Source organism: Paractinoplanes rishiriensis (assembly GCF_016862375.1).
In the GTDB taxonomy this organism is placed as follows: domain Bacteria; phylum Actinomycetota; class Actinomycetes; order Mycobacteriales; family Micromonosporaceae; genus Actinoplanes; species Actinoplanes rishiriensis.
The window spans coordinates 1-19,048 of record NZ_BOMV01000108.1 but is presented as its reverse complement, the minus strand read 5'-3'; the positions used below and the strand labels follow the sequence as shown (position 1 = coordinate 19,048).

The 19,048-nt window shown below is 69.5% G+C and carries 18 protein-coding genes and 1 pseudogene; 15 read left to right on the top strand and 4 right to left on the bottom strand.

The annotated features are described in order from the left end of the window. From Ari01nite_RS45425 to Ari01nite_RS45410, 4 genes and pseudogenes are all read left to right on the top strand, one after another. Positions 1-559: pseudogene (locus tag Ari01nite_RS45425) on the top strand (hypothetical protein); the annotation flags it as partial. 105 nt (positions 560-664) lie between these two features. Further along, positions 665-1,093, top strand: a complete 429-nt coding sequence (locus Ari01nite_RS45420) for a DUF6069 family protein (protein WP_203790488.1) — start codon at positions 665-667, stop codon at positions 1,091-1,093. Positions 1,094-1,106: 13 nt separating this feature from the next. After that, positions 1,107-1,460 (top strand): YciI family protein, encoded by a 354-nt coding sequence (locus tag Ari01nite_RS45415; RefSeq protein WP_203790486.1) that lies wholly within the window; start codon positions 1,107-1,109, stop codon positions 1,458-1,460. Between the two features lie 5 nt (positions 1,461-1,465). Beyond that, positions 1,466-2,674: an RNA polymerase sigma factor gene (locus Ari01nite_RS45410; RefSeq protein ID WP_203790484.1), complete on the top strand. Its 1,209-nt coding sequence runs from the start codon at positions 1,466-1,468 to the stop codon at positions 2,672-2,674. Here the strand turns inward: Ari01nite_RS45410 and Ari01nite_RS45405 are convergent. Beyond that, the gene (locus Ari01nite_RS45405) at positions 2,636-3,631 is read right to left on the bottom strand and encodes a LacI family DNA-binding transcriptional regulator (protein ID WP_203790490.1); all 996 of its coding nucleotides are present in this window, start codon (positions 3,629-3,631) and stop codon (positions 2,636-2,638) included. The genes Ari01nite_RS45410 and Ari01nite_RS45405 overlap by 39 nt on opposite strands. A gap of 406 nt (positions 3,632-4,037) precedes the next feature. On the opposite strand from Ari01nite_RS45405, the gene Ari01nite_RS45400 reads away from it, so the two are divergent. The 9 genes from Ari01nite_RS45400 (at position 4,038) to Ari01nite_RS45360 (ending at position 14,753) form a co-directional block, all read left to right on the top strand. Further along, a complete protein-coding gene (locus Ari01nite_RS45400) occupies positions 4,038-5,027 on the top strand; it encodes an ABC transporter substrate-binding protein (protein ID WP_203790483.1) in 990 nt (329 codons plus the stop codon). A gap of 66 nt (positions 5,028-5,093) precedes the next feature. Then, on the top strand, positions 5,094-6,620 hold the full coding sequence (locus tag Ari01nite_RS45395) for a sugar ABC transporter ATP-binding protein (RefSeq protein ID WP_203790482.1): 1,527 nt from the start codon (positions 5,094-5,096) through the stop codon (positions 6,618-6,620). After that, on the top strand, positions 6,617-7,636 hold the full coding sequence (locus Ari01nite_RS45390; RefSeq protein WP_203790481.1) for an ABC transporter permease: 1,020 nt from the start codon (positions 6,617-6,619) through the stop codon (positions 7,634-7,636). Before Ari01nite_RS45395 ends, Ari01nite_RS45390 begins: the two co-directional genes overlap by 4 nt. Beyond that, positions 7,633-8,655, top strand: a complete 1,023-nt coding sequence (yjfF, locus tag Ari01nite_RS45385; protein ID WP_203790480.1) for a galactofuranose ABC transporter, permease protein YjfF — start codon at positions 7,633-7,635, stop codon at positions 8,653-8,655. Before Ari01nite_RS45390 ends, yjfF begins: the two co-directional genes overlap by 4 nt. A gap of 34 nt (positions 8,656-8,689) precedes the next feature. Continuing rightward, positions 8,690-10,177, top strand: a complete 1,488-nt coding sequence (gene araA, locus Ari01nite_RS45380; RefSeq protein WP_203790479.1) for an L-arabinose isomerase — start codon at positions 8,690-8,692, stop codon at positions 10,175-10,177. A 145-nt stretch (positions 10,178-10,322) separates the two neighbouring features. Beyond that, positions 10,323-11,831 carry a GGDEF domain-containing protein gene (locus Ari01nite_RS45375; protein WP_203790478.1) on the top strand — a complete coding sequence of 503 codons (1,509 nt, stop codon included), beginning with the start codon at positions 10,323-10,325 and terminating at the stop codon, positions 11,829-11,831. Between the two features lie 246 nt (positions 11,832-12,077). Further along, the gene (locus Ari01nite_RS45370; protein ID WP_203790477.1) at positions 12,078-12,746 is read left to right on the top strand and encodes an HIT family protein; all 669 of its coding nucleotides are present in this window, start codon (positions 12,078-12,080) and stop codon (positions 12,744-12,746) included. An 18-nt stretch (positions 12,747-12,764) separates the two neighbouring features. After that, the gene (locus tag Ari01nite_RS45365) at positions 12,765-13,436 is read left to right on the top strand and encodes a class I SAM-dependent methyltransferase (protein ID WP_203790475.1); all 672 of its coding nucleotides are present in this window, start codon (positions 12,765-12,767) and stop codon (positions 13,434-13,436) included. A 6-nt stretch (positions 13,437-13,442) separates the two neighbouring features. Next, positions 13,443-14,753, top strand: coding sequence for a prenyltransferase/squalene oxidase repeat-containing protein (locus Ari01nite_RS45360; protein ID WP_203790472.1), 1,311 nt, complete (start codon positions 13,443-13,445; stop codon positions 14,751-14,753). Here the strand turns inward: Ari01nite_RS45360 and Ari01nite_RS45355 are convergent. Beyond that, positions 14,742-15,167: a hypothetical protein gene (locus Ari01nite_RS45355; protein WP_203790470.1), complete on the bottom strand. Its 426-nt coding sequence runs from the start codon at positions 15,165-15,167 to the stop codon at positions 14,742-14,744. The two genes, Ari01nite_RS45360 and Ari01nite_RS45355, sit on opposite strands and share 12 nt — an antisense overlap. A gap of 116 nt (positions 15,168-15,283) precedes the next feature. Between Ari01nite_RS45355 and Ari01nite_RS45350 the strand changes: the two genes are divergently transcribed. Beyond that, positions 15,284-15,484, top strand: coding sequence for a helix-turn-helix transcriptional regulator (locus Ari01nite_RS45350; protein ID WP_203790468.1), 201 nt, complete (start codon positions 15,284-15,286; stop codon positions 15,482-15,484). Continuing rightward, complete coding sequence (locus tag Ari01nite_RS45345; RefSeq protein WP_203790466.1) at positions 15,465-15,866, top strand: hypothetical protein; 402 nt, start codon at positions 15,465-15,467, stop codon at positions 15,864-15,866. Before Ari01nite_RS45350 ends, Ari01nite_RS45345 begins: the two co-directional genes overlap by 20 nt. Before the next feature lie 7 nt (positions 15,867-15,873). Here the strand turns inward: Ari01nite_RS45345 and Ari01nite_RS45340 are convergent, their stop codons facing one another. Beyond that, positions 15,874-17,679 (bottom strand): RICIN domain-containing protein, encoded by a 1,806-nt coding sequence (locus Ari01nite_RS45340; RefSeq protein WP_203790464.1) that lies wholly within the window; start codon positions 17,677-17,679, stop codon positions 15,874-15,876. An 83-nt stretch (positions 17,680-17,762) separates the two neighbouring features. Further along, a complete protein-coding gene (locus Ari01nite_RS45335; protein ID WP_203790462.1) occupies positions 17,763-18,773 on the bottom strand; it encodes a LacI family DNA-binding transcriptional regulator in 1,011 nt (336 codons plus the stop codon). Positions 18,774-19,048: the final 275 nt, after the last annotated feature.

The following is a 19,048-nucleotide window of genomic DNA, read 5'->3' as shown; positions in this document are numbered from 1 at the left end:
TGCCGCGCCGGCCATGGTGGATCGCCGGCGCTCCCGGGTCCGGCTGGTGCTCGCCGCTGTCGCCGTGATCGCGCTGGTCGCCGCCATCGTGCTGCTCCCGGACCGGGACCGCTCCGAGGGCGACGGGAATCCGAAAGCCGGCGGACCTTCACCTACGGGCGGAACAACGGCTTCAGCCGCAGCCCCGTCACCCGGCCCCGATGGCGATTCGGGCGCCACTCCCGGACCCGGCGGTGATGACCCGGCCGCCGCGCCCGGGATCACGCTCGGCACCCGGGTGCCGGCAACCGGCGTGGCCACCCTCGGCGTCGGCGAGGTGGACCGCTACCAACTCGTGCTGGCCACCGGCGGCCGGGTCTACCTCGAGGGCGTCGCCGAGGACTGCGGCGTGCACCTGTTGCCGTGGGAACTGGCCCATAGCAACGGCGACCCGGTCGCGAAGTCCGAGCTGACCTGCGCTCGGTACGGCCCGCTGGACCTTGGCGCCGGGGAGTACGAACTGCGGATCGGCGGGCCGAACCGCGAGGGTCGCTACGCGGTGCAACTGAGCCGGGCTTAGAACTCGGCCGAAAAATTCCGCGGAGGGTGTCGATCGGCGGCGGACCCATTCGTAGCCCTGGTGAGAGGCCGGCACGGAGCCGGTCCACACGCACCGGAGGACATCATGACCGCCACCCGCACCGACATCGCCGCCGCCACCGTTGCGACCACGAAGACCGCGATCGGCCCGCTGTTGCGCGACGGCGTGCTGGCCACCGTGCTGGCCGGCGGCGCCGCCATGGTCGTCGCCTGGGCCGGCCGGGCCGCCGGCATCAGCCTCGACGTGCAGGGCGCGCCCATTCCGCTGACCGGCTTCGCCACCGCGACCGCCATGTGCTCGGTGGTCGGTATTCTGCTGGCCGTGGTCCTGGCGAAGGTGGCCCGGCACCCGCGGCGCGCCTTCGTCCGGGCGACCGTGGCGCTCACCGTATTGTCGCTGGTGCCCGACGTGCTCATCACCGCGGCGCCGGCCACCAGGGCCCTGCTGATGGTCACCCACCTGGTCGCGGCCGCGATCATCATCCCGGCCGTCGCCCGCCGGCTCGAGCCCTGAGGAAGCGTGGTTCATGAAGCAGTACATGCTCGCCGTGCACTCGGTGGAGGGCGCTCCGGCGCCCTCGCCCGAGCAGATGCAGCGCACGTTCGCCCAGGTCGACCAGGTCAACGCCGAGATGCTGGGTGCCGGGGCGTGGGTGTTCGGCGGTGGTCTGCTGCCGCCGGACAGCGCCACCGTGGTCCGGGTCGACGGCGTATCGACCACGATGACCGACGGACCGTTCGCCGAGACCAAGGAGCAGCTCGGCGGATTCTGGGTGATCAGGTGCGCCGACCTGGACGAGGCGCTGGCCTGGGCCGAGAAGTGCTCGCGGGCCTGCCTCAACCCGGTGGAGGTCCGCCCGTTCCAGGACGAAGCCGGCTAGTGGGCGTGGATGTGGCCGCCCTCTACCGGGCGGAGTACGGCCGGTGCGTCGCGACCCTGGCCCGCATCCTCGGTGACATCGACCTCGCCGAGGAGGCGGTCCAGGACGCGTTCGCGGTGGCCGTCGAAAAATGGGACGCGCCGCCGCCCAACCCGGGCGCCTGGATCGTGACCACGGCGCGCAACCGGGCCATCGACCGGCTGCGCCGGGAGTCGACCCGCGAGGCCCGGCACGCCCAGGCGCTGCTGCTGCATCAACCCGAGGAGCCGAGGGAGGAAGGGCCGGTGCGCGACGACCAACTCCGCCTGATCTTCACCTGCTGCCACCCGGCGCTCGCCCCGCTGGCACAGACCGCGCTCACCCTGCGCCTGCTCGGCGGCCTCGAGGTGCCCGAGATCGCCCGCGCCTATTTGGTGCCGGAGGCCACCGTCGCGCAGCGCATCGTGCGCGCCAAGAAGAAGATCCGCGACGCCGCCATCCCGTACCGCGTCCCGGGCGCCGCCGAGCTTCCGAAGCGCCTGCCGCCGGTGCTCACCGTGCTCTACCTGATCTTCAATGAGGGCTACGCCGCGACGTCGGGCCCGCTGCTGCGCACCGACCTCGGCCTGGAGGCGGTACGCCTGACCCGCGCGCTCGCCGAGCTGATGCCGGACGAACCGGAGGTGCTCGGCCTGCTGGCGCTGCTGCTGCTCATCGAGGCCCGCCGCCCGGCCCGGGTGGGTCCGGCCGGCGAGCTGGTCACCCTGGCCGAGCAGGACCGCGCGCTCTGGAACCGGAGTCTGATCGAGGAAGGGCATGATCTGGTACGCCGCTGCCTGCGCCTCGGCCGTCCCGGCCCGTACCAGATCCAGGCCGCCGTCAACGCCGTGCACACCGACGGCCCGGCCACCGACTGGACCCAGGTGCTGGCCCTCTACGACCAGCTGCTGCGCCTGGCACCGACCCCGATCGTCGCCCTCAACCGCGCGGTGGCCGTCGCCGAGGTGCACGGCCCGGCCCTGGCCCTGGCCGCCATCGAAGACCTGGACCTGCCCGGCTACCACCTGCTCCCGGCCACCCGGGCCGACCTGCTGTCGCGCCTCGGCCGCACCGCCGACGCCGCCGCCGCGTACGACCAAGCCGTTGATCTGGCCGGAAACGACACCGAGCGCGAGTTTCTCCGCCGCCGACGCGAGCTACTGCGGCCGCCCGGCGGTGCTGGCCCGGACCACTAGGTCCGGGGTGAGCACCAGCTGGTCGGGCGGACGGGTGCCGTCGGTGCCGGTCATGTGCTCCAGCAGCAGGGCCATGCCGCGGCGGCCCAGTTCGGCGAAGTCCTGGCGGACCGTGGTCAGGGAGGGCAGGAAGAAGCCCGAGTCGGGCATGTCGTCGAAGCCGACCACGCTGACGTCCTCGGGAACCTGGCGGCCGGCCTCGTGCAGCGCGCGCAGCACGCCCAGGGCGATCCGGTCGTTGGCGCAGAAGATGGCCGTGACGCGGGGGTCGGCGGCCAGCCGCCGGCCCTGGTCGTAGCCGGACTCGGCGTCCCACCAGCCGTGGTCGACCGGCGGCACGGGGGCTCCGGCCAGGTAGAGCGTATGCCGCCAGCCCTCGATCCGCTCGGTGGCCTCGGGCCAGTCGGCGGGGCCGGCCGCGTGGTGCACCGTGCGGTGGCCCAGGTCGAGCAGGTGCTGGGTGGCCAGCCGGGCGCCGGCCGCGTTGTCGATGGAGACCGTCGGCACCGCGGCGGCCGCGCTGGCGCCGCCGACCGCGACGCAGTGGCTGCCGCGCGGGGCCTGCATCAGCGCGTGGATCACCGCCTGCTTGGGGGCGATCGCCAGCACCCCGTCGACGCCGTGCTGGGTCAGCCGGTCGACCTCCTCGAGCACCTGGGGGCGTTCCAGGACCCGGACGGTGGCGACGCTGATCATGTAGCCGGCCTCGCGGGCGGCGCTCTCGATGCCGAGCAGCATCGAGGCGGGGCCGAACAGGGTCGACTCGAAGCCGATGATGCCGAGCGTGTGCGACTGGCGGGTGGCGAGCGTGCGGGCCGCGACGTTGCGGTGGTAGTTGAGCGACCGCATCGCGTCCAGCACCCGCTCGCGGGTCTCCCGGCGCACGTTAGGGTGGCCGTTCACCACGCGCGAGACGGTCTGATGCGAGACGCCGGCCAGCTTCGCGACGTCGCGCATGATCGTCATGCGGGGACGTTGGGACGGCACCTGGCCGGTGATCGGCTTCCGAGGTGGCAACTAGCCCTCCATCCAGCTCCTGCTATGTGAACGCGCACAACCACCGGCCGATCAGTTGGCACGGAACCGGGCCGTCCGGATGGTTCACCAGCTCAGAGAACCTGGTGCAATCTTCCGGTAACAAACCGAGATCAGCCTCTTGACTCCGGGGTTGAGAACGATAACACTCGCGAAACGTGGTAACCGGAGGTGTCTGGAAGAGCCGGAAGGTTGGTCACCACTGAGGTTGGGACCATCTCCCCGGCGGTCCTCCTTGAACAAGTTGTGGGGACTACGTCGCAACTCAAAATGTTAGCGTTAACAATCCGTGTTGCGGCCCCGCTGGGTCGCCTGTAAGGAGGATGTAGTGCTCAAGAGACTATCTGCGGCAGTGCTCGGCGCCGTTCTCATTGGTTCCGCGCTGGCCGGCTGTGGTGGCAGCGACGAGGGCTCGGGCGGTGACACGGGCAGCGGCAGCGACAAGCTTGTCCTCGGCTTCTCCCAGGTCGGCGCCGAGAGTGGCTGGCGTACCGCCAACACCAAGTCGATCCAGGAGGCCGCGGCGGCTGCCGGCTTCGAACTGAAGTTCAACGACGCCCAGGGCAAGCAGGAGAACCAGATCACCGCCATCCGGGGCTTCATCACGCAGAAGGTCGACGTGATCGCCTTCTCGCCGGTGGTCGTCTCCGGCTGGGACGCGGTGCTCAAGGAGGCCAAGGACGCCGGCATCCCGGTGATCCTGACCGACCGGGCCGTCGACGCGCAGGACACCTCGCTGTACGCGTCGTTCATCGGCTCGGACTTCGTCGAGGAGGGCAAGAAGGCCGGTCAGTGGCTGGTCGACCAGTACCAGGGCAAGACCGAGACGGTGAACATCGTCGAGCTGCAGGGCACCACGGGCTCGGCGCCGGCCCTCGACCGGCAGAAGGGCTTCGCCGAGGTCATCAAGTCGAACCCGAACCTGAAGGTCGTCAAGTCGCAGACCGGTGACTTCAAGCGGGCCGACGGCAAGACGGTCATGGAGACCTTCTTGCAGTCCACCCCGGACATTGATGTGCTGTACGCGCACAACGACGACATGGGTCTGGGCGCGATCGAGGCCATCGAGGCGGCCGGTAAGAAGCCGGGCACCGACATCAAGATCATCACGGTGGACGCGGTCAAGGACGGCATGCAGGCCCTGGCCGACGGCAAGATCAACTTCATCGTGGAGTGCAGCCCGCTGCTCGGCCCGCAGCTGATGGAGCTCGCCAAGGCGGTCGACGCCGGCCAGACGGTGGAGAAGCGGGTTCTCACCAAGGAGACCACCTTCACCCAGGAGCAGGCCAAGACCGAGCTGCCCAACCGCCAGTACTGATAGATGCCCCGTAGGTTGTCCCGGTCCCCAGGCCGGGACAACCTACGGCCCGCGAACGGAGCACGAATGGGCGAGCAGTCTCCGGTCCTGCAGATGACCGGGATCCGAAAAGTCTTTCCCGGCGTCGTCGCCCTCGACGGCGTCGATTTCCGGCTCCTACCGGGCGAGATCCACGCCCTCATGGGCGAGAACGGGGCCGGCAAGTCGACGCTGATCAAGGTCCTGACCGGCGTCTACAGCATCGACGGCGGGGACGTCACCCTCGCCGGCCAGCCCGTTGCGTTCTCCGGGCCGCTGCAGGCCCAGCAGGCCGGGGTCAGCACCGTGTACCAAGAGGTCAACCTGTGCACCAACCTCTCGGTGGCGGAAAACATCTTCATCGGGCGCGAGCCCCGCAAGTTCGGCAAGATCCAGTGGGGCGTCATGCGCAAGCGCGCCGCCGAGCTGCTCCAGCGGCTCGACCTGGACGTCGACGTCACCGCCCAGCTCAGCACCTACTCGCTGGCGATCCAGCAGATGGTCGCCATCGCCCGGGCCGTCGACGTCTCCGCCCGCGTACTCATCCTCGACGAACCCACCTCGAGCCTGGACGCCTCCGAGGTGGCACAGCTGTTCGCGGTCATGCGCCGGCTCAAGGCCGACGGGGTGGCGATCCTGTTCGTCTCGCACTTCCTGGACCAGGTCTACGAGATCTCCGACCGGCTCACGGTGCTGCGCAACGGCCAGCTGATCGGCGAGTACCGCACCGCCGACCTGCCCCAGGTGCAGCTCGTGGAAAAGATGATCGGCAAGGAACTGGCCGTGCTGGAGGACCTGGAGGACAAGGCCCAGCGCAGCCGGGCCCGCGCCGCCCGGGCCGCACCGGTCGTCGAGGCCAGGGGGCTCGGCCGCGCCGGCGCGATCGCCCCGTTCGACCTCACCATCCACGCCGGCGAGGTGGTCGGGCTGGCCGGCCTGCTCGGCTCCGGCCGCACCGAACTGGCCCGGCTGTTCTTCGGGGCCGACCGGGCCGACAGCGGCGAGCTCACCCTCAACGGCAAGAGCACCACGCTGCGCAGCCCGCAGGTCGCCATGAAGCACGGCATCGCCTTCTCCTCGGAGAACCGGCGCAGCGAGGGCATCCTCGGCGACCTGAGCGTCCGGGAGAACATCATCCTGGCCATGCAGGCCGCCCGGGGCTGGACCCGGCCGATCCCGCGCCGCCGGCAGGACGAACTGGTCGACAAGTACATCAAGGCGCTGCAGATCCGCCCGGCCGACCCGGAGCGGCTGGTCCGCAACCTCTCCGGCGGCAACCAGCAGAAGGTGCTGCTCGCCCGCTGGCTGATCACCGAGCCCAAGCTGCTCATCATCGACGAGCCCACCCGCGGCATCGACGTCGGCGCCAAGGCCGAGATCCAGCGCCTGGTCGCCGAGCTCTCCGACGGCGGCATGGCGGTGCTGTTCGTCAGCGCGGAGCTCGAGGAGGTGCTCCGGCTCAGCCACAAGATCGAGGTTCTCCGCGACCGGCGGCTGGTCGAGGAACTCGAGAACACCGCCGGCGTCGACGCCGATCGCATCATGCAGACCATCGCCAGCGGAGCGACCACATGACCATCCTGAAGAACCGGCTGTTCTGGCCCGCCGTCATCCTGGTGGCGCTGCTGGTCGTCAACATGTTCACGTCCAACCAGTTCCTGACGATCCGCGACGGGCACCTGTTCGGCACGCTCATCGACATCCTGCGGGGCAGCGCGCCGCTGATGCTGGTGGCGCTCGGCATGACCCTGGTCATCGCCACCGGTGGCATCGACCTCTCGGTGGGCTCGGTGATGGCGATCTCCGGCGCGGTGGCCTGCCTGCTGATCAGCGACCTGGGCGACCAGAACGCGGTGCTGCCGGTCCTGGCGATCATGGCAATCGCGATCGGGATGTCGCTGCTGCTCGGCCTCTGGAACGGCACACTCGTGGCGGTCGTCGGCATTCAGCCGATCATCGCGACGCTGATCCTCATGGTGGCCGGCCGCGGCCTGGCCCAGCTGATCACCGACGGCCAGATCATCAACGTCCGGTCCGGCCCGTACGCGACGATCGCCACCGGCTTCTTCCTGGCCCTGCCGGTGGCGTTCCTGATCGCCGCGGTGGCGGTGGTCCTCACCGTCGTGCTGACCCGGCGTACCGCCCTCGGCCTGCTGCTCGAATCGGTGGGTGGCAGCCCGACCGCGAGCCGGCTGGCCGGCATCCGGTCGCGGCGGATCACGATGATGGTGTACGTGGTGGCCGGCGGGTTCGCCGGTCTGGCCGGCCTGATCTACAGCGCCAACATCAAGAGCGCGGACAGCATCGCGGCCGGCAACCTGATCGAGCTGGACGCGATCCTGGCCGTGGTCATCGGCGGCACCGCGCTGATCGGCGGCCGGTTCTCCATCGCCGGCACGGTCCTCGGCGCGCTGATCATTCAGGCGCTGACGGTGACCGTGGTCGCGGTCGGCGTCCCGTCCAAGGCCACCCTGCTCTTCAAGGCGGTCGTCGTGGTGGCGCTCTGCCTGTCCCAGTCCACGACCTTCCGGGAGAAGGTCTTCGGGCGCCTCAAACCGCGTCCGGCCACCCGGGCGGAGGTTCCCGCATGACAACGATCGATGCCACGCCCGGCACCAACAAGAGCGATTCGCCGGCCAACCCGCGCCGGCGCGTCTACCGGCCGCACACCAAGTACATCCCGATCCTGGCCACGCTCGCGCTGGTCCTCGCGATGTACATCGGCGGCGTGGCGAACTACGAGAACTTCGGCCAGCCCAGCGTCATCGTGAATCTGTTCCGGGACAACGCGGTGCTGCTGGTCGTCGCGGTCGGGATGACCTTCGTGATCCTGACCGGCGGCATCGACCTGTCGGTCGGCGCGGTGATCTCGCTGACCACCACGCTGACCGCGACCCTGCTCCAGGGCGGGTGGCCCCCGCTGGTGGTGCTGGTCCTGGTGCTGCTGCTCGGGTCGCTGCTCGGCGCCGGCATGGGCGCGGTGATCCACTTCTTCAAGGTGGAGCCGTTCATCGCCACCCTGGCCGGGCTGTTCCTGGCCCGCGGCCTCGCCCTGTTCATCAACCAGAGCTCGATCCCGATCCGGAACGAGACCTGGCGGGCCATCTCCGACTACCGCATCGTGCTCGCCGACGGGGTCGTCACGAAACCGGTAGCGGTCATCGCGGTCGCCGTGGTGCTGATCGCCGCCGCGGTCCTGGCCTGGACCCGCTTCGGCCGCAACGTGTACGCCATCGGCGGCAGCGCCGACTCGGCCCTGCTGATGGGCCTGCCGGTGGGGCGGACCAGGATCGCGGTTTACACCCTCAGCGGGTTCTGCGCCGCCCTCGGCGGCGTGCTGTTCAGCATCAACTCCACCTCCGGGTGGGCCCTGCAAGGCAACGGTCTGGAACTGGACGCGATCGCCGCCGTGGTCATCGGCGGTGTGCTGCTGACCGGCGGGTCCGGGTACGTGCTCGGCACGCTGCTCGGCGTGATGGTCTACGGCCTGATCCAGACAATCATCATTTTCCAGGGCGACCTGAACGCCGCCTGGACGCGCATCGTCATCGGCGTCCTGCTCTTCGGCTTCATCGTCCTGCAGCGCCTCGTCACCAGGAAAGCCAAGTGACGAGCGCCTGCCCCCACCCCATGGAAGGAATCCGATGAGCGAGCACGAGGTCTGGTTCCTGACCGGCAGCCAGGGCCTGTACGGGCCCGAGACGCTGGATCAGGTAGCCGCGCAGTCGCGCGAGATCGCCGGGATCCTCGCCGAGTCGCCCGGCATCGACGTCCGCGTCGTCTGGAAGCCCGTGCTGACCAGCGCCGAGCAGATCCTGGACATCTGTCGCGAGGCCAACAGTGTGCCCGGCGTGATCGGCGTGATCGCCTGGATGCACACGTTCTCGCCCGCGAAGATGTGGATCGCCGGCCTGGACGCGCTGCGTACCCCGCTGCTGCACCTGCACACCCAGGCGAACGTGAAGCTGCCCTGGTCCGAGATCGACATGGACTTCATGAATCTCAACCAGGCCGCGCACGGCGACCGCGAGTTCGGCTTCATCGAGGCGCGCCTCGGCGTGGCCCGCAAGACGGTGGCCGGTCACGTCACCGACCCGCGCCTGGTCGCGCGGGTCGCCACCTGGCTGCGCGCCGCCCGCGGCAACTCGGCACTGCGGTCGCTCAAGGTGGCCCGCTTCGGCGACAACATGCGCGACGTGGCCGTGACCGAGGGCGACAAGGTCGAGGCGCAGCTCAAGTTCGGCGTGTCGGTGAACACGTACGGCGTCAATGATCTTGTTGCCGTTGTCGATCAGGTCCTGGATGCCGAGATCGACAAGCTGGTCGGCGAGTATGCCGACCTCTACGAGGTGGCCGCCGAACTCCGGGACGGCGGCGAGCGGCACCAGTCGCTGCGCTACGCCGCCCGGATCGAGCTGGGCCTGCGCCGCTTCCTGACCGAGGGCCGGTTCGGCGCGTTCACCACGAACTTCGAGGACCTCGGCGGCCTGCGGCAGCTGCCCGGCCTGGCGGTCCAGCGCCTGATGGCGGACGGCTACGGCTTCGGCGGCGAGGGCGACTGGAAGACGTCGGTGCTGGTGGCGACCCTGAAGGCGATGGCCCCCGGCGGCACGTCATTCATGGAGGACTACACCTACGACCTGGTCCCCGGCCAGGAGCTGATCCTCGGCGCCCACATGCTCGAGGTCTGCCCGTCGATCGCCTCCGGCACCCCCAAGCTGGAGATCCACCCGCTCGGCATCGGCGGCCGCGAGGACCCGGTCCGGATGGTCTTCGACGCCGCCCCCGGCCCCGCGGTCGTGGTGGGGATGTCCGACATGGGGGAGCGCTTCCGCCTGGTGGCCAACGAGATCGAGGTGGTGGCCCCGCCGGAGCCGCTGCCCAAGCTGCCGGTGGCCCGAGCGGTCTGGAAGCCGCTGCCGAACTTCGCCACCTCGACGGAGGCGTGGCTGACCGCGGGCGCGCCGCACCACACGGTGCTGTCCTCGGCGGTCGGCACGGATGAGCTGTCCGACCTGGCCGAGATGGTGGCGGCGGAACTGCTCGTGATCGACGCGTCGACGACGGTCCGCGACTTTGCGGACAAGGTGCGCTGGAACCAGGCCTACTACCGGCTGGCGCGCGGCTTCTGACGATTAACCCAGGCAGCGGCATCCCACGTGAGGTGGGATGCCGCTGCGCTATCTGAGCGCGTTTCGGAAACTGACTCGCAACCTTCAACTCGGGGGTTGCGGAGCCGATTGCTCCCGGTGCCGGACACCGAGAGGGGCGCTGCCGATGAACCGTCGCTGGGCTGCTGTCGGTGGCCGTGTTGTTGCCGGTGGGTTTGTGGTGGTGGCGGGGCTGCTCGCGGTGGCCCATGTGGCCGGGGCGCCGGGGATTCTGCTGCTGGCGGGCATTTTGCCGATGGTTGCGATCTTCATCAGTTTCCGGATCAACCAGATCACCGACCGGCTGCCGTGGCTGCTGGTGGCGCTCGGTATGGCGCTGCTGACAGTGGTCAACGGGCGCTGGTTCATCCTGACCGAGTTTCTCGGCGAGGCCAACGCGGACAACCCGCTCACCCGGGTCTTTCAGGCGGCCGGGTACGCGGCCCTGCTCTCCGCCAGCATCGTGGTGGTGCTGCGGCACACGCCGCAGAACGGCGGCGCGATCATCGACGCCGCGCTGGTCGGGATGGGTGCCGCGGGCATCGTCTGGGAGACGCTGCTGCGGCCGCGGCTGCTGGAGATGGGTGCGCCCAGCGCCAGCCAGACCCTGATGCTGGTGCAGAGCTCGATCCTGCTCGCCTGTGCCGGTGCGCTGCTGCGCATCTCGTGGACCACCAGCCGGGCCCGGCCCGCGCTCAACTACCTGTTCGTCTCGCTCGGGGCGACCATCGTGGGCCTGATCCTGTCCGTCACGCTGGCCAGCGCGGACGGCAGCCGCCGGCACGTGCTGATCATCATCTGCTGGCTGGTCGGCTACCTCGCCCAGGCCGCGGCGGCGCTGCACCCGAGCGCCGCGGCGTTTACCCAGCCCACCGGGGGACGGACCGAGGAGCTGTCGCCGTACCGGCTGGCGCTGCTCGGCGGTGTTCTGCTGGTGCCGGGCATCGCCGGCAGCGCGCCGCACTTCGCCGGCGGCGAGGCCGACATCCTGCTGCTCTCGATCGGCCCGCTGCTGATCGTGCCGCTGGTGCTGACCCGGATCGGCCAGCTGATCGCGCAGCGCGCCCGGGACCAGCGGGCCCTCGCGCACCAGGCGCACCACGACGAGCTGACCGGGCTGGCCAACCGCCGGGCGCTGCTGCGCCAGGTCGAGGGCGACTTCCCGGAACTGGCGCTGCTCTACGGCGACCTGGACGGCTTCAAGCCGGTCAACGACCGCTACGGGCACGAGGCCGGCGACTTCGTGCTGCAGGAGGTGGGCCGGCGGCTCACCGCGGCCGCGCGCCGCGACGATGTGGTGGGCCGGCTCGGCGGCGACGAGTTCCTCGTGCTCTGCCCGGCCACCAGCCACGCGGAGGCCGAGGAGCTGCGTGGCCGGATCGAGGAGGCCGTCCGCACGCCGATCCGGTGGCAGGACGAGGACCTCACGGTCGGTATCACCATCGGGGTCATCCACACCGACGCCGAGGCCGGCCTGTCCCCGAACGAGCTGCTGGCCGCCGCCGACGAGCAGATGTACGAGCGCAAGCGGCGCAAGAAGGCGGGCCAGGACCGGCGCGCTACTCGTGAATCACGGAGCGCGCTCTCGTTCTCGGCGCCGGCGGCGTCACCGGCATCGCCTGGCAACTCGGCCTGATCATCGGCCTGCGTGCGATGTGCGGTGAGGCCTTCGGGTAGGCGATCACAGTGATCGTCGCTGCGACCGTGCGGCTCGGAGTAACCCGACAGATGGCGATGATGGAGGGCGCAACCGCCTTCCTGGGAAACGCCGCCCCATTTCCCAGACCCTTCTTAAGAATGATCCCAAAATTGGGCATGATGCGTGGGACCGCGCAGCTGTTACCGTGAGCCTTATTGTCGGCGAGCGAAGCGTGAGCAAGCCATGCTGCTTGTGCCTCAGATCCCACGTTACGACTGTCTGTTCTGCCAGGTGCATACGACTGAAGATCAGGAATTGCCGTGGTACGACCGGCCGCTGATTAGGCAAAACGCGGTGGGCGTGGCAATGTGCGCCCTGGGTGCGTTCGTGCCCGGCTATGTGTTGATCTCGCCGGCCAAACATCAGAACTCAGTGCAGGCGCTCGAATCCGAGGCAATGCCAGATTTTCTCGCGTTTGTGGACGGCGTTGTGAACATGGTCGAGGGAACGTTCGGCCCGTGCACTTTGTTCGAGCACGGCTCGTGCCGGGCCGAGGAACGACAGCGCTCCGCGTGCATCACCCACTCCCACATCCACGTCCTGCCCGGGGCGTACTCGTTCCATCTGTTGGGGCTGCCCGTTCGATCTCTCGGGACCCTGACTGGCCTCGCACATCTACCTCCTGCGGAAAGAGCGGACGGCTATCTGATGTACCGCGAGCCCGGTGGCTTGGTGCAGTACGCGTCCGATGCCGGGATCTCGCAGTATTTCCGTCGCCATATCGCGCGGGTGCTGGGCCGCCCGGACGAGTGGGACTACGCGCTCTTTCCGCAGTGGGACAACGTCCGGGCCACACAGGACGCCTTTCCGCGATCACCGCACCAGCCACTGCCCCTCACCGAGCCCGCCTAGCAGATTGCCGCCGACCTCATGCGTCTGAAACAACAGGATCTTCCCGAGCAGTTGACCTTCTGGAATGCCTGGCACCGCGAACGCGGCGCCACCGGAGAGGATCAGGTGCATCGGGAACTCCGCCGGCTGTTCCTCAATCGTCTGCCCGGCTCGACCGACGTATTGGACCTGGGCTGTGGCCAGGGACACGATCTGGAGGCGATGGCACGAGCAGGTCACCGCGTCGCCGGGCTCGATTTCTCGTCCTTTGCCGTCCGGCACGCGCGAAAGAGGGTCTACGGATGGCGTTTCCCCAGGCGGCGGAAAAGTGATCTTCGGGTCTACGACATCGCCGACCGACTGCCCTTCGAGAACGGACGTTTCGGCGGCGTCTACTCGCATCTGGCGCTGCACTACTTCCATGACGACGTCACCCGGCAGATCTTCAGCGAGATAGCGCGCGTCCTGCGCCCCGGCGGGCTGCTGGTCTTCAGCGTGAAATCGACCGAAGATCCGTATTACGGCGACGGCGAGCCCTTGGGCGAGAACATCTTCCGCCGGAAGGGGCACGTCCGGCATTTCTTCGATGAGGGCAACATAAAAGACCTCCTGGAGGGCTGGACCGTGGAGTCGATCGAGAGCTACCGCGGTCACTACGCCAGTTCGAAGCCGAGCCACTTCATCCGAGCGGTGGCCCACAAGGTGCCGTGACCGACGATGGTGACCGGGGTGGACGGACGCTCGATCGATGCGCTCGTGGAGCGAAGCCTCGATCTCCTGAGACGCACCTATCGACCCGGCACCGCGGACGACGGGGGCTGGTATCACCGGCTCGACGCGCCGATGCCGGGTCCGTCGGCCACCGTGACCGGGATGAGCAGCTTCCTCCTCCATCGCCGGCCCTTCGAGCACGAGCAGCAGTGCCTTCGCTTCCTGGAGAAGCGCCAGATCCGCTCGGACGATCCGCTGCTCGACGGTGGGTGGGCCGTCAACACCAGCGCCGGCCAGCCGGTCACCGAGGCGACCGCGCTGGTGGCACGCCTCCTGGTGCGCACCGGCACGGCTCTGACGGCCGCCGCACCGGACGCCCGGCGGGCCACATCCTGGCTGGTCAACAACCAGAACGACGACGGCGGCTGGGGGTCGTTCCACGGCCAGGAGTCACGGGTGTGGCTGACGGCGATGGCGGTGCGCGCGCTCGGCGAGCTCGACCGGCGCTCACCGGCGATCGGAGCGGGCGCCAAATGGCTGATTGCGGCACGGGACCCGGCCTCCCACGGCTGGGGCGAACGTCCACGGCACGCCGCCACGGTGACGCACACGTCCTACGTGCTGACCGCGCTTGCCGACAGCGGTTTGCCGGCCACCGATCACGCCGTGGCGGACGCCGTCGACGAAGGCTATGCGTGGTTGGCGAGCCACCTGAATCCGGCCACGGTGCACGACGATCACGCCCGGCTGGAGACCTACGCCGTTACCCGCGCGGGCGCCGACGGATCGATCGTCATGTGGGAGAACGCGATCTGGCACCACGGGCTGCCCTTCGCCCTCTCCGCGCTGGTTCGCCAGCCCGGCACCGTACGCTTCGATCTCGTTGTCAATTCCGTGCGGACGCTCATCACAACCCAGCTGGAGGACGGACGCTGGCCCAGCGTGGACAGCTCGGCCGCGTTCTCGGTCTGGACGGTGGGGCCGTTCCTCGAAGCTCTCGCCGATGTGAGGGCGTTTCTGCCGCTGCACAGCGGGCAGGTGCTCACACCGCTGTCCGCCCAGGCCGCCATCATCCAGGGCGGTGCCGATCTCGACGTGCCACCGCAGCGACTGCTGACCGCCGTTCGCTGGCGCCTCCGCAAGCAGTGGCTCCGGCGCAATTGGGCGGCCGCGACGATCGGCCTGCTGCTCGCCGGCGGAGCGGTGTTGGTCGCGACCGGCCTGTTCGAGGCGCGGGAGGTCGGCTTCGGCCTGGTCGTGCCGATCATCCTGCTGGCGGTGCAGGTGGCGATGACGGGCAGCAGATCAGGCAAGTAGCAGGCCGGTGAGCGCCGCCACGGCCTCCGGACGAGTGCGCACCACCGTCGTTGCGTGGTAGCGCAGCCATGGACGCCGCTCCAGGCCGGTGTCCCCGACCCACACCACGGACGGTATGCGCCACAGATAGGCGTAGGTCAGCTCGCACGTACAGCCGAGGTAATTGCGGTCCGGGATGGACATGTCCATGAGCACGCCATCGCACCTGCGCAGCAGCCCCAGGTCGGACTGCACCAGGAGGACGTGATCGTCAGGCGATCTCAGCCGGTCCGACCGCATCCACGCGTCGACCGGATCGGTCATCCGCAGACCGGATTTCTCCAGTTCGGCGGCAACGACCTTCGCGGCCCCGAGCACGGCTCGCCGATCCAGGCCGTCGACGGCTCGGGCGAAATAGACGAGGGGCGCAACCACCCGTTCCACTGTCCGCCACCACCGCGCCCGGATCAAACAGATGGAAAGCGAACTTGACATCGCCGGGGAGGGTGCGCATGCTGGTGTGACAAGCGAACTTGACATGGCGAGTGCAATTGGACAACGACGTACGTCGACTGCGGCTGGAGCGGGCGCTCTCGCAGGCGCAGCTTGCTGAGGCTATGCGGGTCTCCCGCCAGACGATCAACTCGATCGAGAACGGCCGGTACATCCCGTCGTTGCCGCTCGCCATGGCGCTGGCCCGGTACTTCGGCCTTACCGTGGAGGAGATCTTCCATGAGGGACCCGACGGATGACCTGGCCGCGCTGGCCGACCGGCGGCGCCGGATGTGGATCGTCGGCGCCGCCGTCGCGGTTCCGGCGGCGCTCATGGCGATCGGTTCCACCGGACACCTCGAGTACGGCTTCGTCCTCATCGCACTCGTCTTTCCGGCGCTCTTCATCTACGGCCAGATCCACGGCCGGCGCACCCGCGAGGGCACCGACGAGCGCGCTTGCGACCAGCATCGGCAGGCGGCCAGCTTCTCGTGGCAGCTGATGGCCGTCGTCCTGCTCGGCGTAACCGTCTGGACCCAGGTCACCGACGGCTTCCGCGCCGCCGTGCCCTACCTCATCCTGTCCGTCACACTGGTCGCGAGCTACACCGCCGCCCTGCTCTGGCACCGCTGGCGCCACTGATAGGGCTTCAGCGCGACCAGAGGCGCCAGGTCTGGTTCAGCGGGCTGGCCTGGGTCGCCGGATTGCAGGTCCACTGGTGGATGGGGGCCTTGGCGACGGTCGAGATGGTGCTGACGTCGACGCATTTGCCGCTGTGGCGGGCCAGCAACTGGTAGTCGTGCGGGTCGTTGCCCGCGTAGGTCACCTTGCGGAGCGTGAACTGCTGGTGGGTGGCGCCGGTGGTGCAGGTTCGCTGGTTCACCAGGGCGCCGTCGGTGGTGGCGGCGTTGCTCACCTCCAGGCATTTGCCGGACTGCTGGTTGACGGCGGTGTAGGTGTTCGCGACGCCGGCCACCGGGCGGAAGTTCCACAGTTGCTGGTCGCCGCCCTCGCAGTAGAACTGCTGCTGGGGGTTGCCGTCGGTGGTTCGCAGGTCGGTGTTGTCCAGGCACTGCTGGGAGTGCTGGGCCACCGCCACGGACTGGAAGCTCGCGTCGGACGGGGGCAGCAGGGTCAGGGTGAACGTGTCGTCGGCGCTGGTGTGCGGCAGGTTGACCGTGGTGGCGTTGCCGGACAGGGTCACCACCTGGTTCTGGATGGTGACGGGGCCGGCCACGGCGGCGCCGCCGTTGTGGGGGATGCGCTGGGCGATCACGCGTACCTGGTTGTTCTGCACGATGCCGCTCGTGGTGTCGAGGCGTTGCAGGTTGACGGCGATGTTGCCGGTGGTGCCTCCACCGCCTACCAGGATCTTGGCCTCGCCGCCGGCCTTGGTGGCGAAGGCGTCGTAGGCGGGGCTGGGCGTCGTGGACACGATCTGGCCGGTCTGTGATCCGTAGAAGCGGTACACCCACCACTCGCCCTTGGGCTGGTGCTGGCCGGCGGAGTTGCGCACCAGCAGGTTGCCGAGGTCGTTGTGCAGGTTGTTGGTGCTGGCCCAGTTGGCGCGCAGGCCGTCGGCGCCGGCCCGTTCCAGCCGGGCGATGTACCAGGAACCGTCGCCGGGGTTCTGCTCACTCGGCGATCCGTACTCGTTGATCTGGTACGGGCGCGGATGCGGGATGCCCCGGGCGTTCAGCGTGGTGTTGGCCGTGGCCACGTTGGCCACCGGGTCGCTGGGCAGGCTGTGCCAGCTGAAGATGTCGGGCACCGTGCTGGTGGACCGGACGAAATCGAGGTACTGGGTCCACCAACCGGACGTGGTGGGCACGCCGGCGTGGCTCGGGCCGACGATCAGGGTGCCCGGGAGTTCGGCGCGCAGCCGCTGGTGGGTGCGGCGCCACAGCTCGAAGTACTGGGCCTGCGGGCGGTTCCAGAACAGCCCGAGGTTCGGCTCGTTCCAGATGTCCCACTGCACGGTGATGCCGGCGTTGCGGACGTCGGTGATCACGCGGGTGAGGAAGTTGTCGTAGTCGGTCCAGTTGCCGTTGTCGCCGGGGAAGCGGCCGATCGGGTAGCCGTCGGCGCCCCACAGGTCGTGCGGCAGCAGGACGAACTGGCCGCCGAGCGCGATGGTGCGGCGGGCCTGGGCCAGCGTCGCGTTCCACCGGCGCTGGTAGAGGCCGGACACCCAGCCGCCGGGCTGGTCGAGCTGGGCGCCGCCGGCCCGCATGTACCGGAACTTCACGTCCCGGTAGAAGTGGTCGGCCGGCCCGGCGGCGTTCTCGGTCATGCCGTAGATCCAGCCGGAGGCGCGGTAGGTGGGTGCGCCGCCGGCCACCGCGAAGTTCACGGCGATCGACTCGTCGGCCGCCCGCGCGGGTGCGGCGAAGGTGAACACGGAGAGGGCGGCGAGCGCGGCCGCCGCCAGGCGGGTGGTGCGGGTGATGTCCACGGGGAAACTCCTCGGACGGGGATGAGGGCGCGGGGGGAGCGCGGGACGAGCCGGCGGCGCGTCCCTGGACAGGTGGTGCGGTTCTATCGGGTGGGTGCGGGACCCGTGCTCGACCGCAGCGAGACCGGCGGGCGGAGCAGCAGATGCCGCGGCGGCGCGTCGGGGGTGGCGATGCGTTCCAGGAGCAGGTCGACGGCGTGCCCGCCCATCTCGGTCGGCACGTCGGCGGCGGTCAGCGGGGGCCGGAAGTCCTCCGCCCAGTGCGGGGCGACCACGCCGGCGATCGACAGGTCGCGGGGGACGACGAGGTGTGCCCGGTCCAGGCCGCGCTGGACGCCGTGCAGGGCGGCCTCGTTGACCGTGGTGATCGCGGTGACGTCGGGGTGCCGGTCGAGCAGTTGTTCCAGGCAGGCCTCGCCGGAGGCCGGGTCGTCGCCGCAGCACAGGTCGACGCCGGTGAGCCCGCGCTCGTGGACGGCCTCGGTGAAGCCGGCGAGCGCGCGCTGGGCCGGCCCGTACCCGGCCGCGACGAGTTCGGTGGAGCGGTTGATCAGCGCGATCCGGCGGTGGCCCAGGTCGGCCAGGTGGTGCACGCAGCGGGCCACCAGCGCGGCATAGTCGAGGTCGACCCACCAGGTGCGGCCCGGGTTGGCGGTGTGGCCGATCGTCACGAACGGCAGCCCGGTCCGTTCGAGCCGGTTGACCCGTTCGTCCTCCAGGCGGATCTCCATGAGGATGACCCCGTCGACCCGCCGGCCGGTGACGATCCGCTCGAAGGACCGGTCGTGGTCGCCGCCGGAGGGGGAGAGCAGGACGTCGAAGTCGGCGCGGGCCGCGGCCTCGACCACGCTGGCGACGAACCGCAACTGCATGTCGGTCAGCCGGAGACTGGCCGGCGGGATGACCAGGCCGAGGGTGCGGGTGCGGCCCTCCTTGAGCGCGCGGGCCGCCGCGTTGGGCCGGTAGTCGAGTTCGTCGATGACGGCCTGGATGCGGTGACGGGTCTCCGCCGAGACGGTGCGTTTGCCGCTGAGCGCGTACGAGACGGTGCTCCGCGACACCCCGGCGCGCCGGGCGATCTCGCCGATGTTCATCGCGTTCTCCCTTCCCGGATGCGCAAGGCAAGATCAAGATCAAGATCCTGGCCAGGTACGCCCAGAGCTTGCCCGACCTGCCCAGCCGGTGTGACGGCGGGTGGTGTGGGGGTAGCGAACCGATTCGACACGACCGTAAGGGTGACGGCGCGGGAGTGTCAACGTCCTTGACGCACACAGATCGATGCGCTTACCTTCGCCGAACCGATTCGCCGAACCGATTCGATGCCGCCAAGGGGCAACCATGAAGATCTCCCTCCTGCGATGCGCCGCCG